Source organism: Pseudoxanthomonas sp. P4_B2, assembly GCF_056402315.1.
In genome coordinates this window covers 157,090-169,338 of the sequence record NZ_JBFUHQ010000006.1, presented here as the reverse complement: position 1 = coordinate 169,338, position 12,249 = coordinate 157,090, and the positions used below count along the sequence as shown (strand labels likewise).

General features: G+C 61.5%; 12 protein-coding genes. 9 read left to right on the top strand and 3 right to left on the bottom strand.

Translation table 11 applies throughout. The annotated features are described in order from the left end of the window. Positions 1-54 precede the first annotated feature (54 nt). Positions 55-504, bottom strand: coding sequence for an OsmC family protein (locus tag AC1DTQ_RS15895; protein WP_477850816.1), 450 nt, complete (start codon positions 502-504; stop codon positions 55-57). 97 nt (positions 505-601) lie between these two features. Here AC1DTQ_RS15895 and AC1DTQ_RS15890 point away from each other — a divergent pair, with 97 nt between their 5' ends. Both AC1DTQ_RS15890 and AC1DTQ_RS15885 read left to right on the top strand, forming a co-directional pair. Beyond that, positions 602-1,903 (top strand): SDR family oxidoreductase, encoded by a 1,302-nt coding sequence (locus AC1DTQ_RS15890; protein ID WP_477850815.1) that lies wholly within the window; start codon positions 602-604, stop codon positions 1,901-1,903. Next, positions 1,900-2,370, top strand: a complete 471-nt coding sequence (locus AC1DTQ_RS15885) for a DUF2269 family protein (protein WP_477850814.1) — start codon at positions 1,900-1,902, stop codon at positions 2,368-2,370. The genes AC1DTQ_RS15890 and AC1DTQ_RS15885 overlap by 4 nt, the downstream gene beginning before the upstream one ends. 10 nt (positions 2,371-2,380) lie before the next feature. Here the strand turns inward: AC1DTQ_RS15885 and AC1DTQ_RS15880 are convergent, their stop codons facing one another. After that, complete coding sequence (locus AC1DTQ_RS15880; RefSeq protein WP_477850813.1) at positions 2,381-2,836, bottom strand: nucleoside deaminase; 456 nt, start codon at positions 2,834-2,836, stop codon at positions 2,381-2,383. A 231-nt stretch (positions 2,837-3,067) separates the two neighbouring features. Between AC1DTQ_RS15880 and AC1DTQ_RS15875 the strand changes: the two genes are divergently transcribed. From AC1DTQ_RS15875 to AC1DTQ_RS15845, 7 genes are all read left to right on the top strand, one after another. Continuing rightward, positions 3,068-4,600, top strand: a complete 1,533-nt coding sequence (locus tag AC1DTQ_RS15875; RefSeq protein WP_477850812.1) for a metallopeptidase domain-containing protein — start codon at positions 3,068-3,070, stop codon at positions 4,598-4,600. Positions 4,601-4,789: 189 nt separating this feature from the next. Then, on the top strand, positions 4,790-5,551 hold the full coding sequence (gene ubiE / locus AC1DTQ_RS15870; RefSeq protein WP_477850810.1) for a bifunctional demethylmenaquinone methyltransferase/2-methoxy-6-polyprenyl-1,4-benzoquinol methylase UbiE: 762 nt from the start codon (positions 4,790-4,792) through the stop codon (positions 5,549-5,551). Positions 5,552-5,566: 15 nt separating this feature from the next. Continuing rightward, positions 5,567-6,358, top strand: coding sequence for a 3-keto-disaccharide hydrolase (locus AC1DTQ_RS15865; RefSeq protein WP_477850808.1), 792 nt, complete (start codon positions 5,567-5,569; stop codon positions 6,356-6,358). A 280-nt stretch (positions 6,359-6,638) separates the two neighbouring features. Next, positions 6,639-8,564 (top strand): M1 family metallopeptidase, encoded by a 1,926-nt coding sequence (locus tag AC1DTQ_RS15860; RefSeq protein WP_477850807.1) that lies wholly within the window; start codon positions 6,639-6,641, stop codon positions 8,562-8,564. Between the two features lie 3 nt (positions 8,565-8,567). Further along, entirely contained in the window at positions 8,568-9,548 is a 981-nt protein-coding gene (locus tag AC1DTQ_RS15855; RefSeq protein WP_477850806.1) for an alpha/beta fold hydrolase, read from the top strand. A gap of 11 nt (positions 9,549-9,559) precedes the next feature. Further along, on the top strand, positions 9,560-10,309 hold the full coding sequence (locus tag AC1DTQ_RS15850) for a hypothetical protein (RefSeq protein ID WP_477850805.1): 750 nt from the start codon (positions 9,560-9,562) through the stop codon (positions 10,307-10,309). A gap of 371 nt (positions 10,310-10,680) precedes the next feature. Next, positions 10,681-11,148: an aminoacyl-tRNA deacylase gene (locus AC1DTQ_RS15845; protein ID WP_310095205.1), complete on the top strand. Its 468-nt coding sequence runs from the start codon at positions 10,681-10,683 to the stop codon at positions 11,146-11,148. A gap of 100 nt (positions 11,149-11,248) precedes the next feature. On the opposite strand, the gene AC1DTQ_RS15840 is transcribed toward AC1DTQ_RS15845, so the two are convergent. Beyond that, positions 11,249-12,181, bottom strand: a complete 933-nt coding sequence (locus AC1DTQ_RS15840) for a carbohydrate kinase family protein (RefSeq protein ID WP_310095207.1) — start codon at positions 12,179-12,181, stop codon at positions 11,249-11,251. Positions 12,182-12,249: the final 68 nt, after the last annotated feature.

Below are 12,249 nucleotides of genomic sequence, written 5' to 3'. Positions count from 1 at the left end.
AGAATTGAATCGCCATGAGCTTCGCGACTTACGTCGCTCCTACAAATCAAGGATTCATTGCGGCTCGATAGTGACTACGGTCTTCACCGAATTGGCGATGAAGCAATGCTCGTGCGCCGAATGGTGCAGGCGTTGCAGTCCCTCGGCATCGGGCGCACTGCCTTCAGCGAAAACGATCCTGGGACGCAAGGTGACGCGGGTCAGTGCGATCTTGCCGGCCTCGTTTTTGCCCAGCGCGCCTACTGCTTCGTCGGCATAACTGTCGATCACCCAGCCCTTCTTGGCCGCGATCGCCAGCAAGGTCAACATGTGGCACGACGACAGTGCCACTACCAAGGCTTCCTCCGGATCCACGCCGTGTTCGCTGCCCAGGTACGCCGGTGCCGCGGAGCCCGTCAGCCGTTGCCCGCGTTCGAAGCTCCATTCGTGGTCGCGGCTGTAGCCCTCGGGAGTGAACGGCTTGCCGTCGCGGTTCCATTGGAGGGTGGTCTTGTGTTCGGACATGGCGCTGCTCGCGTGCCTGGGGAGGCCAACGATATCCCAATGCCAGGTCCACAGGTGTCTGCTAGCCTTGCAAGCAGAGAGAGGGCCGAGCATCGCAATGGATAGGGAAGAAGAATCCAACAGGACGGTGCTGGTAGTCGGTGCGGCGGGATTCCTGGGTGGGTACATAGTTGCGGCGTTGCGGGAACGTGGCTGGCGCGTATGGCGGGGCGTGCGTGTCCGAAGCCGGGAGTTGGAGGCTGACGAACGCAAATGCGATCTGCAGCAACTTCTGTCTGCCGAAAGCTGGTTGCCGTTACTGGCGGGCGTTGACGCCGTGATCAATGTCGCTGGCATTCTGCGCGAAGAACATGGTCAGGCTTTCGAAGTAGTCCACTATGCCGCTCCGCTGGCCTTGGCCCGTGCCTGTGTCGAGAAAGGTGTCCAGTGCTTCGTGCAGATATCGGCATTGGGCATACCTGAGGATGGCGAGTTCATCGCCTCCAAACATCGCCTCGATGACGCTTTGCTGGAGCTTCCTTTGCGCAGCGTGATATTGAGGCCCTCCGTGGTCTATGGTGTTTCCGGTTCCTATGGTGGAACCTCGCTATTGCGTGCGCTGGCTGCGTTTCCGGGTGCACTGCTTTTGCCGGGCGACGGGCGCTGGCCGATCCAGCCCGTTGCCGTGGAGGATCTGGCCGATCTGGCTGCGCGTGCTCTGGAATCGAAGGCGGAAGGCATCCACGAAGTCGGTGGTCCGGAGCCCATGACCTTGCGCGAGTATCAGAGCATTTGGCGCGAATGGCTGCGTATCCCTGGTCGACGCGCCATTTTCGTTCCCGAACTTTGGGTGGCGCTGTTGGTTCGCTTCTGGGAAATCATCGGTAGCGGCCCGATAGGCGAAACGATGTGGCGCATGCTCAAACGCGGGAATATCACCGCCAACGGCACGACCACGCGCTTGCATGATGAGTTCGGAATCGCTCCTCGACCGTTGCGAGAAGTGCTCATCTCGCATCCCAGTCATGTGCAGGACCGATGGCAGGCGCAGCTTTACTTTCTTGCGCCAACGCTACGCTTTGGCGTCGCTGCGCTTTGGCTGGTTTCCGCCTGGGTGGGGTGGACGACGCAGACATCGGAAATAGAACGATTGACCGAGGACTCGGTTCTCAGTGCGATGGCTCCGGTCGTGATCGCACGCGTGGCCGCCACCCTCGATCTGATCTTCGGACTGTGGCTGCTGACGGGATTACGTTTGCGCGTTGCGATCGCAGCGATGACGGTGATGGTGCTGGCTTATACGCTGGTGTTCGGCATTGCGTTGCCCGCGCTTTGGCTGGACCCTTTGGGCGGACTGGCCAAGAACCTGGTGATCCTTCCGGCGCTTGCCGTGCTCTGGGTGCTTTCCGAGAGGAGATGAGCTTGCTTTACCTTTGGGTCAAATGGATCCACATCCTGTCTTCGACGCTGCTTATGGGCACCGGGCTCGGCATCGCGTTCTTCATGTGGGTGGCGCACCTGCGCGGCGATGCAAAAGTGATTGCGGCCACTGCGCGGACGGTGGTGATCGCGGATGCCTGTTTCACTGCGCCGGCGGTGGTGGTGCAACTGCTGACCGGGTTCTGGCTGACCCGCATCATGGGGATACCGCTCACCCACTATTGGATCAAAATCGCGCTGATACTTTTCGGTCTGGTCGGCTGTTGCTGGCTGCCCGTACTGTGGCTACAGGTACGTGCCCGCAATCTGGCGATGCAGGCGAGCGCTGGCGGAGAGCCCTTGCCAGCGGCTTATTACCGCACCATGCGCTGGTGGTTCTGGCTGGGCTGGCCGGCCTTCCTTAGCGTAGTGGCCATCTTCTGGCTGATGGTGATGAAACCGGGCTGAGATAACGCATTCAATCCTCGCCGATATCCTCGTTCCACACTTCCGGATTGGCGGCGATGTAGTCGCCCAGCATGGCGATGCATTCTTCGTCGTGCAGGTCGATGACGTTGACGCCGTTCTCGCGCAGCCAGTCGATGCCGCCGCTGAAGTTGACCGATTCCCCGACCACCACCGTGCCGATGTTGAACTGGCGCACCAGCCCGCTGCAGTACCAGCACGGCGCCAGAGTGGTGACCATGATGGTGTCGCGGTAGCGGCGCTGGCGGCCGGCTTTCCGGAAAGCATCGGTTTCGCCGTGGACCGAAGGGTCGTTTTCCTGGATGCGGCGATTGTGGCCGCAGCCCAGCAGATTGCCGTTGTGGTTGAAAAGAGCGGCGCCGATGGGAATGCCGCCTTCGGCCAGACCCAAGCGGGCTTCGGCGACGGCGGTTTCCAGCAGGGAGCGGTAGTCGATGGTGGGGGCCATGGATAGGTCCGGAAGAGGCGGGTGCGGGAGATGGTGACATGTGTGGATAATTCAGGAAATGCGGCCTGGGTCACTTCTGCATCGGCGGCAGTCCTCTATCTAGTGATGACAGGAATCGGCAGCAGGTTGTCGCTTTCGCCAGAGCGAGGGGTCGAGGTGGCATTGAGGAAAAGCGCAACGCTTGCGAATGGCATGCGGGCCGTGCTCGCGTGTGGTTTGGCGTTGGGGTTAATGACGGGCGCTGTGCCAGTGCAGGCGCAGATCGTCGAGGGACAGTTGCAGCTGCAATGGGGAGATCCGCGTGGCGGTGTCGGGCAGGCGAAACGACCCGGTAAATTCCTGGTCACGCTGGTGACCGACGAAGGCAAGCGCCAAGTGCTGGACCCAGCGCAGGCAAGGATCGCCGCCGGCGATCTCTACGCGCTGGCTAATCGCCGGGTAGCGATCGAGTTCGCCGCCGATCCGCGCAGCGTCGTGCGCAGTAAAGTCGAAGCCATCGTTCCCGCCGACAACCTCGGCCAGCCCTACGACCCTGCGGTTCCCCTGAAGAGCGGGCCGGTGGCCAAGGCGATTGCAGGCTCCACGCGCTGGGTGACGGTGGCCTGCAAGTTCTCCGATATAGAAACCGAGCAGAAGACGGTGGAATTTTTCCGCGGCCAGTACGGCACGCTGCCCGGCCAGCTGGGCCACTACTGGCCGGAAGTGTCGTACGGGAAAGTTAACCTGACCGGGAGCGATGCCTATGGCTGGTTTACCTTGCCGCAGCCGCGTTCGTTCTACATCACTGGCGAAGGCAATGGAAAAGCCAATCTGGACAAGTTGTTCGAGGACTGCGCCGCTGCGGCCGATCCCACCGTGGATTTCGCCGTCGTGCAGGGCATTAACATGATGTTCAACGGCGACTTGGATGGCTATGCCTGGGGCGGTGGCGCATGCGGGCCGCTGGAGGGCGTCGCCAACCGCTGCATCCGCAACACGTGGAATCCACCGTGGTCATTCAACAATTTGGCCCCGTTGGCCCATGAGATGGGGCACGGCTACGGCTTGCCGCATTCCGATAATTCCGATGGAGACGACGATCCTTACGACAATCCCTGGGACGTGATGAGCGATGGATGGCGTAATGCCGTCGCCAATGCGACCTATGGCAGCCTGCCCAAGCACATCAACATCTACCAGCGCGATCGCCTGGGCTGGGTAGGCGCTGCCCGCAAGCTGCTGCTGACGGTGGGCGGGCCGCGAGTGACAGTCAACCTGGATGCGGCCAGCCTTGCGGGTTCCTTGAACACGCAGATGGTCGTGTTCACGATTCCGCAAGAACCAGGGGTGCTCTACACGTTGGAAGCGCGGAAGCGCGTGGGCAGCTACGAGGCCAACCTGGCCGGCGATGCAGTCATCATCCACCGCGTGGTGAATGACGGCATGGCCCACAGCGTGGATGCGACCGTGCCGCCGGCCAATGTGTCGAACAACGAGGGATCGATGTTCAAGGTCGGCGAAACCTGGGTATCGCCCTACAACGCTTATTGGGTCACGGTGGAATCGGAAACCGCGACGGGCTTCGTAGTGTCCTTGGGTCCGCAGCCGCGTTTCATGGGCGGTCCCGCACCGATGCGACTTTCGACTGGCGGTACGACCAGCGCCTCGCAGCCGACGGTGCTATCGACTCCGGAGAGCGGTAAGCCACGCCAGACAGAGGACTGCGCGGCAGGACGGAGCGGCGGAATCTCCATGCGAAAGCAATGCGGTGGACGTATCAAGTAGCCGGTCCCGGACGCTGACCCCGTGCGCTCTCCAGGGCAATTTTGATTCAGGCCTATACGAAGCTCGTCATCCTAGCTTTCGCTGGGATGACGAAGGCGTATCAGCGCGCGTAGACCTTCCTCTGGCAGGAATGGGCATGGATGCAGGGTTCGCAGGCGACTTCCGCTCCGGCAGTGCGATAATGGCGGCATGAGCGAGTCCCCCTACAAATCCGGCACTACCCACTTCGGCTTCAAGGACGTCGCCGCCAAGGACAAGCAGAAGCTGGTCGGCGAAGTGTTCTCCTCGGTCGCGGGCAACTACGACTTGATGAACGACCTGATGAGCCTGGGCGTGCATCGTGTCTGGAAGCGCTATTTCGTCGGCACTGCGCAGGTGAAGCGCGGCGACCGCGTACTCGATCTCGCCGGCGGCACCGGCGACATCGCCGCGCTGCTGAAGGACCGTGTTGGCGAGGAGGGGGAGATCGTGCTGGGCGACATCAACGCCGGCATGCTCTCGGTCGGCCGCGACCGCATGACTAATCGCGGGCTGGTCAACGGACTGGACTATGTGCAGTGCAACGCGGAATCGCTGCCGTTCCCCGACAACAGCTTCGACCTGGTCACGATCGCTTTCGGCCTGCGCAACGTTACCGACAAGGATGCGGGCCTGCGGGAGATGTTCCGCGTGCTCAAAATAGGCGGGCAGGCGCGGGTGCTGGAGTTTTCGGAAGTGACCGTCGACTGGTTCAAGCCCGTCTACGACTTCCATTCGTTCAAGATCTTGCCGAAGCTGGGCCAACTGTTCGCCAAGGACGCCGGCAGCTACCAGTACCTGGCCGAAAGCATCCGCAAACATCCGCCGCAGGAAGAGCTGAAGACGATGATGCAGGAGGCCGGCTTCGAGCGCTGCAGCTACAAGAATCTGTCCGCTGGCATCGTGGCGGTGCATACGGGCTATAAGGTCTGATACAGGCGACTGGCGATGAATAATGAAAAAGCAATCATGAGAAAACTTCTGATGGTTGCTTTCGTTATCCTGAATGCGAAAGCCGCGTTCGCCCAGGAAATAAAGGACCCAAAAGCAACCGAGGTTTGGGAGCCCGAGCCTAAAATCGTAACGCCCGGCACGGTAGGCATTGCAGCGCCGCCGGCCGATGCCATCGTTCTGTTCGACGGAACGAATCTGGATGAATGGACCTCGGTCAACAAGGCGAACGCTCCTGCAGAATGGACGGTTTCCGAAGGCGTGGTCACGGTAAAGAAAGGCGCCGGAAACATTCAGACCAAACGCTTGTTCACCGACTACCAGTTGCACCTCGAATGGCGCATTCCTGAGAACATCACGGGAGAAGGGCAGGCGCGCGGCAATAGCGGCTTATTCCTGGCCTCCACCGGTCCTGGAGACGAGGGTTATGAAATCCAGATCCTGGATTCCTATAACAACCGGACCTATTCCAACGGCCAGGCCGGTGCGATTTACAAGCAGCACATTCCCTTGGCCAATGCCAATAAGAAGCCAGGGAAATGGCAAACCTATGACGTGGTCTGGACTGCGCCCAGGTTCAACGACAATGGGTCGCTGAAGAGTCCGGCAAGGGTTACTGCGTTCATCAATGGCGTGCTTGTACAGAACGATGTCGAGCTGCAAGGCGCTACCGTTTACATCGGCAAACCATCTTATAAGAAGCATGGCCCTGCGCCCATTAAACTTCAGGATCATGGCGATCCGAGCGAACCCATCAGCTTCAGGAATATTTGGATAAGAGAGCTCTAAGCGCTCAACAACGACTGCATTCTGTTGTTCAGGATTCTGCTGGAGCTGGCGCAGATATCCCTCGGCTTCGTCGATGCGCATTGGGCGGCGTAGCTTCCCTTCTCCCTCTGGGAGAAGGTGGCGCGAAACGACGGATGAGGGAGGGAGAATTCGGGTCACGGGAACTGCATCACAAACCGATAGTCCACTCCCTAATCCGCCCTCCGGGCACCTTTTCCTAGGGAGAAGGGAAGCTAAAGAGCGGTAAACTGAGCGTATCCCCCGTTCCTGGATACCCCTGATGCGTTCCACTTTCCTATTGCTGTCCTGCGTCGCCGTGTTGGCGGTCGGTTGTTCCCGCGAAGCCGCCCCCGTCCCCGAAGCCGCTCCCGCCAAACCCCAGCCCGTCGCCGTGAAAGTGGACCGCAGCCAGGACGAAAGCTCCTATGCAGAGCCCGGTAAGGTCGTGATCACCGATCTGGCGCTGGACTTGGCTGTCGATTTCGACAAAAAGACCATCGGCGGTACCGCCACTTACAAACTCGATTGGAAAGATAAATCCGCCACCCAACTGGTACTGGATACGCGCGCGCTGACGCTTTCCAAAGTGGAAGGCGACGATGGCAAGGGCAACTGGACACCGCTGAAATACGCGCTGGCCGCCAACGACAAGATCTTCGGCAGCAAGCTGACCATCGAAACGCCGGCACGCAACCCCAGCGTGCGGATCGCCTACCAAACCTCGCCCGAAGCCTCCGGCCTGCAATGGCTGGAGCCGTCGATGACCGAAGGCAAGAAGCTGCCTTTCATGTTCAGCCAGTCGCAGGCGATCCACGCCCGCAGCTGGGTGCCGCTACAGGACACGCCCAGCGTGCGCTTCACTTACAGCGCCCACGTCACCAGCCGTCCGGACGTGATGGTGCTGATGAGCGCCGATAACGACCCGGCCGCCCCGCGCGATGGCGATTACAGCTTCAAGATGCCCAATCCCATTCCGTCGTATCTGCTGGCTATCGCTGCGGGCGATCTGGTGTTCAAACCCATTTCCGCGCGTAGCGGCGTATGGGCCGAACCGACCATGGTCGACAAAGCCGCCAAGGAATTCGAAGACACCGAGAAGATGATCGCCACCACCGAAGCGCTGTACGGCCCCTATCGCTGGGGCCGCTACGACATGCTGGTGCTGCCGCCATCGTTCCCGTTCGGCGGCATGGAGAACCCGCGCCTGACCTTCGTCACGCCCACCGTGATCGTCGGCGACAAGTCGCTGGTGTCGCTGATCGCGCATGAGCTGGCGCACAGCTGGTCCGGCAATCTGGTGACCAACGCCAGCTCCAAGGACATGTGGTTGAACGAAGGCTTCACCACTTACGTGCAGTCGCGCATCACCGAGGCGGTGTATGGGCAAGAAGCGGCCGAGATGGAGCGCCAGATCGACCAAGCCGACCTGGCCGAAGAAATCAAGACCGCCGCTCCCGCCGATCAGCTGCTAGTTCTGGCGCCATTGACCGGTCGCGATCCGGATGAGGCCTTGTCCGGCATCCCGTACAACAAGGGCGCCTGGTTCCTGCAGTTCCTGGAACAGCGTTTCGGCCGCGAAGTGTTCGATCCGTTCTTGCGCAGCTGGTTCGACGATCATGCTTTCCAGAGCGTCAACAGCGACCAGTTCGTCGCCTACCTGCGCAAGAATCTGCTGCCCAAGAATCCGACTGCGGTCACCGAGGCCGAGCTGAACACCTGGCTCAACGAACCGGGTATTCCCGCCTTCGCACCGAAAGCGCAGTCGCGCGGCTTCGCCATCGTCGACACCGCGCGCATCGCCTGGCTGGGCAGCAAAACCCTGCCGAACGCGCAGATCACCTCGGCGTGGACCACGCAGCAATGGGTGCATTTCATCGACGGCCTGGGCGACAAGCTCGGCACCGAGCAGCTGAAGCAGCTCGACGACGCTTACAAGTTCACCGGCACCCAGAACGGCGAAATCGCAATGCGCTGGTATCCGCTGGCCGTACGCAGCGGCTATGCCGAAGCGCAGCCGGCGATCGGCGCATTCCTGGAGCGGGTGGGCCGCCGCAAGCTGATCATGCCGATCTACGAGGAGCTGGTGAAGACGCCCGAAGGCCTGGCCTTCGCCAAGGAAGTCTTCGCCAAGGCGCGTCCGGGTTATCACCCGATCACCACCGGGTCGGTCGAAGCGCTACTGGCCAAGACGGAAGCCGGCAAGTAAGCGATGCGTTCTCGGCGTCGTACTCTGAAAACGGTCGCCTTGCTGGCGGCCGTTTTCGTTTGCGCGATGGCGGTATGGCTGTGGCGCGATCCGCTGGCGTTGATCCATGCGGAGTTCGCGCGGCAGCGCTGGGCCGCGGGCCTGTCGCTGCGCCAGGCGCAGGTGGCCGGCCACCGCTGGGTCTACGCGGTGCGCGAAGCAGATGAGGCCGACGCGCCCACCGTAGTGATGATCCACGGCTTCACCGGTAGCAAGGAGAACTGGTATCCGTTGGCCGAGAGATTACGCGGCCGCTATCGCCTGCTGATTCCGGATCTGCCGGGCTGGGGCGACAGCGAGCGCATCAAAGGGCAGGACTACGGGTTCGTGGCGCAAAGCGAAAGGGTCGCGGCTTTCATCGATGAGATCGCCAAACAGCCGGGCAGCGAAGTCGTGCTGCTGGGCCATTCGATGGGCGGGGGCATCGTCGCCCTGACCGCCGCGGATCGCCCGCAAGGCGTGGCGCGCGTGGGACTATTCGATGCCGCCGGCGTGCGTTTCAAGGACAACAAGTTCGGCACCGAGGTGTTGGCGGGCAAGAACCCGTTCGGCGTGGAAGACGAGGCGTCGCTCAAGCGCTACCTCGATACGGTGTTCCATCTCGATGCCGCCAAGCCCTCGATCCCTTGGCCAGCGTCGCGCGCGGTGATCGGCTGGCGCAAGCAGCAGGCCCAATTCGAACAAAGCGTGCTGGACAGGATAGGACGCAGTGACGAACGCTTCCTGCCGGGTGAAGCCGCTGCGTATATCCGTCAGCCTGCATTGCTGTTGTGGTGCAGGCAGGATGCGGTGATCGATTTCAGCGCCATGGACCTTTATGCCGCGCAGATGCCGCAAGCCAGCAAGGTACTGCTTGACGGTTGCGGACATATGTCGATAGTGGAAAAACCGGACGAGGTCGCGGCCGCGGTCGAGTACCTGATCAACAAGGGAGCATCCCGATGAAAAGCAGCCCGATGAAAATCGACTCAATGAAAATAAGCAAGGCAAAGAACGCCGTCTTCCTGCTCTTCTGCGCGCTTGCATTGAGCGCCTGCGGCGATCGCGAAGCCGAACAGCGCGCCGCCGCGCAGGCGCAGGTAGCCGCTCAGGAAGAAGCGGCCGCGGCCTTGGCGCGCGAGTACGACAACGCCGTGACCAGCCAGAACTGGGACATGGCGCGCGTGCACGGCTCGGCGTTGCTCTCGCAGTATCCCGACAGCCAGGCGGCCGCGAAGATGAAAGCTGGCTACGAAGAAGTGAAAGCCAAGGGCGAAGCGGCGCGCGAGCAGCGCCGGCTCGCCGCGCTGTGGAATTACGCCCAGGTCTCCGCGGCAGGCGGTACCCAACGTTCGGCGATGATCTACAGCAAGGATCCGGTGGACCTGGACGGCAGCGGTGCAAAGCCGGTGCAGTTGGTGTTCCGCGACCATCCCAAATGGAAGCGCAGCGCCTACCTGGTGTTGCAGGCCAGCGATTTCCGTTGCGCCGGAGGCTGCAACGTGAAAGTCGTGGCCGATGGCGGCGCTGCGAAGTCGATGGCCGCCTGGCGCCCCGATACCGACGAAGCGATCGCGATGTTCGTCACCGACTACAAAGGGTTGTGGCGGTTGGTCGGCAAGACGAAAGTCCTTTCGATTGAATTTCCGATCAAAGGCGGCGGCACGCGCACCGCTACTTTCGAAACCGGTGGCCTCGATGGCGCGCAGATGCCGGGTTGGAATTAATCGCCCACTCATAGCAAGTGCCGTGTCGACCTCCCCCTTTGAAAAAGGGGGAGGTAGGGGGATTTGCTCTTGCTTTGTCTTTGTTCCGCGCTTGCTCTAGCGAGAGGAAGATCAAAAGCAAATCCCCGGTAGCCCCTTTTTTCAAAGGGGGCACTCCGTGTTTGGCCTTTTTGTTCCGTCATTCAAGCTCTTTGCTCAGCGCGCATGACCATCACGCCATCCTCGGCCGGCGGGAGTATGCTTGGCTTCATGGCGAGCGCAAGCGCAATGAACGCGCCCGCCAAGGTGACGCGACGCCGGAAGCTCGCGTCAGGTACATCTGCGACGCAGCGCTGCATCGGACGGCGAGCCTGCGCCACGCGGAGGCGACCATGCTCTCTCCACGACTGCACCACTTCCTAGACGAGCGCCACGGCCACTACACCGCGCTCACCCACGAACGCACCATCACCGCGGACCAGACCGCGGCCGCGGCGAATATAGGCAGCCGGCATTTCGCCAAGACCGTGATGCTCAAGGTCGACGGCAAGCTGGCGATGATGGTGATGCCCGCCACCTACCGGGTCGACTTGTTGCGCCTGTCGCGCGCGATGGGCGGTAATCTGGTGGAACTCGCGCAGGAAGACGAATTCCGCGATGCGTTCCCGGATTGCGAACTAGGGGCGATGCCTCCGTTCGGCAATCTCTACGGCATGCCGGTCTATGTCGATTCGCGCCTGACCGGACAAGCCGAAATCGCTTTCAACGCCGGTTCGCACACGGATGTGGTGCGCATGCCCTACAGCGAGTTCGAACGGTTGGCGCAGCCGGAATTGCTCTGGCTGGCGCATGTGATGTGATCAGCAGGAGGTAGTGTAGGGCGGGTCTTGACCCTCCTTCAGGGATATCGCGAACTCTCTGAAGGCGGGTCAAGACCCGCCCTACGCGGATTGCGGATGATTACAGCGAATAGCCGAACTGCTGTTTGAACTGCTCGGCGAACTCTGCGTAGTCGAAGCGCTGGTTCTGGGTACCCGGGTGTTCGACTTTCAGCGCGCCCATCAGGTTGCCCATGCGGCCGATGGTCAACCAGTCGTAGCCCTTCTCGATGCCGAAGATCAGGCCTGCGCGGAACGCGTCGCCGCAGCCGGTGGGATCGGTGACGCGGCGTTCGTGCGCCGGCGGGATTTCGAAGGTCTTTTCCGGGGTGTGGATCTGCGAACCGTGCGGGCCGCGGGTGGTGATGTAGGCCTTGACCCGCTGCATGATCTCGTTTTCGCTCCAGCCGGTGCGTTCCTGCAGCAGGTTGGATTCGTAGTCGTTGACAGTGACGTAGTCGGCCTGTTCGATGAAATGGCGCAGTTCGGCGCCGTTGAACAGCGGCATGGCCTGTCCGGGATCGAAGATGAACGGGATGCCGGCTTCGGCGAATTCGGTCGCGTTCTGCAGCATGCCTTCGCGGCCGTCGGGGCTGACGATGCCGAAGCTGACACCGGGCACGTTCTTCACATGGTTCTCGTAGCTGCGCATCATCGCCCCGGGATGGAAGGCGGTGATCTGGTTGTTGTCCAGGTCGGTGGTGATGAAGGCCTGCGGGGTGAACAGCTCGTCGATCACCTTGACCTGGCTCATGTCGATGCCCTGCTCCACGAACCACTCGCGGTAGGGACCGAAATCCTGGCCCACGGTGGCCATCGGGATCGGCTCGCCGCCCAGCAGCTTGAGGTTGTAGGCGATGTTGCCGGCGCAGCCGCCGAATTCGCGGCGCATGCGCGGCACTAGGAACGACACGTTGAGGATGTGGACCTTGTCCGGGAGGATGTGGTTCTTGAACTGGTCCGGGAACACCATGATGGTGTCGTAGGCGAGGGAACCACAGATCAGTGCGGACATCGGGCAGTCTCTTCAATGAGGAAAGTCGCTCCCGGCGGGCCGGGCAACGGCCAGGCGTCGGCACCTTG

Coding starts and splice junctions, on each gene's coding strand:
- AC1DTQ_RS15895 (WP_477850816.1), bottom strand. CDS start 504: ATGTCCGAACACAAGACCACCCTCCAATGGAACCGCGACGGCAAGCCG.
- AC1DTQ_RS15890 (WP_477850815.1), top strand. CDS start 602: ATGGATAGGGAAGAAGAATCCAACAGGACGGTGCTGGTAGTCGGTGCG.
- AC1DTQ_RS15885 (WP_477850814.1), top strand. CDS start 1,900: ATGAGCTTGCTTTACCTTTGGGTCAAATGGATCCACATCCTGTCTTCG.
- AC1DTQ_RS15880 (WP_477850813.1), bottom strand. CDS start 2,836: ATGGCCCCCACCATCGACTACCGCTCCCTGCTGGAAACCGCCGTCGCC.
- AC1DTQ_RS15875 (WP_477850812.1), top strand. CDS start 3,068: ATGACGGGCGCTGTGCCAGTGCAGGCGCAGATCGTCGAGGGACAGTTG.
- ubiE (WP_477850810.1), top strand. CDS start 4,790: ATGAGCGAGTCCCCCTACAAATCCGGCACTACCCACTTCGGCTTCAAG.
- AC1DTQ_RS15865 (WP_477850808.1), top strand. CDS start 5,567: ATGAATAATGAAAAAGCAATCATGAGAAAACTTCTGATGGTTGCTTTC.
- AC1DTQ_RS15860 (WP_477850807.1), top strand. CDS start 6,639: ATGCGTTCCACTTTCCTATTGCTGTCCTGCGTCGCCGTGTTGGCGGTC.
- AC1DTQ_RS15855 (WP_477850806.1), top strand. CDS start 8,568: ATGCGTTCTCGGCGTCGTACTCTGAAAACGGTCGCCTTGCTGGCGGCC.
- AC1DTQ_RS15850 (WP_477850805.1), top strand. CDS start 9,560: ATGAAAATCGACTCAATGAAAATAAGCAAGGCAAAGAACGCCGTCTTC.
- AC1DTQ_RS15845 (WP_310095205.1), top strand. CDS start 10,681: ATGCTCTCTCCACGACTGCACCACTTCCTAGACGAGCGCCACGGCCAC.
- AC1DTQ_RS15840 (WP_310095207.1), bottom strand. CDS start 12,181: ATGTCCGCACTGATCTGTGGTTCCCTCGCCTACGACACCATCATGGTG.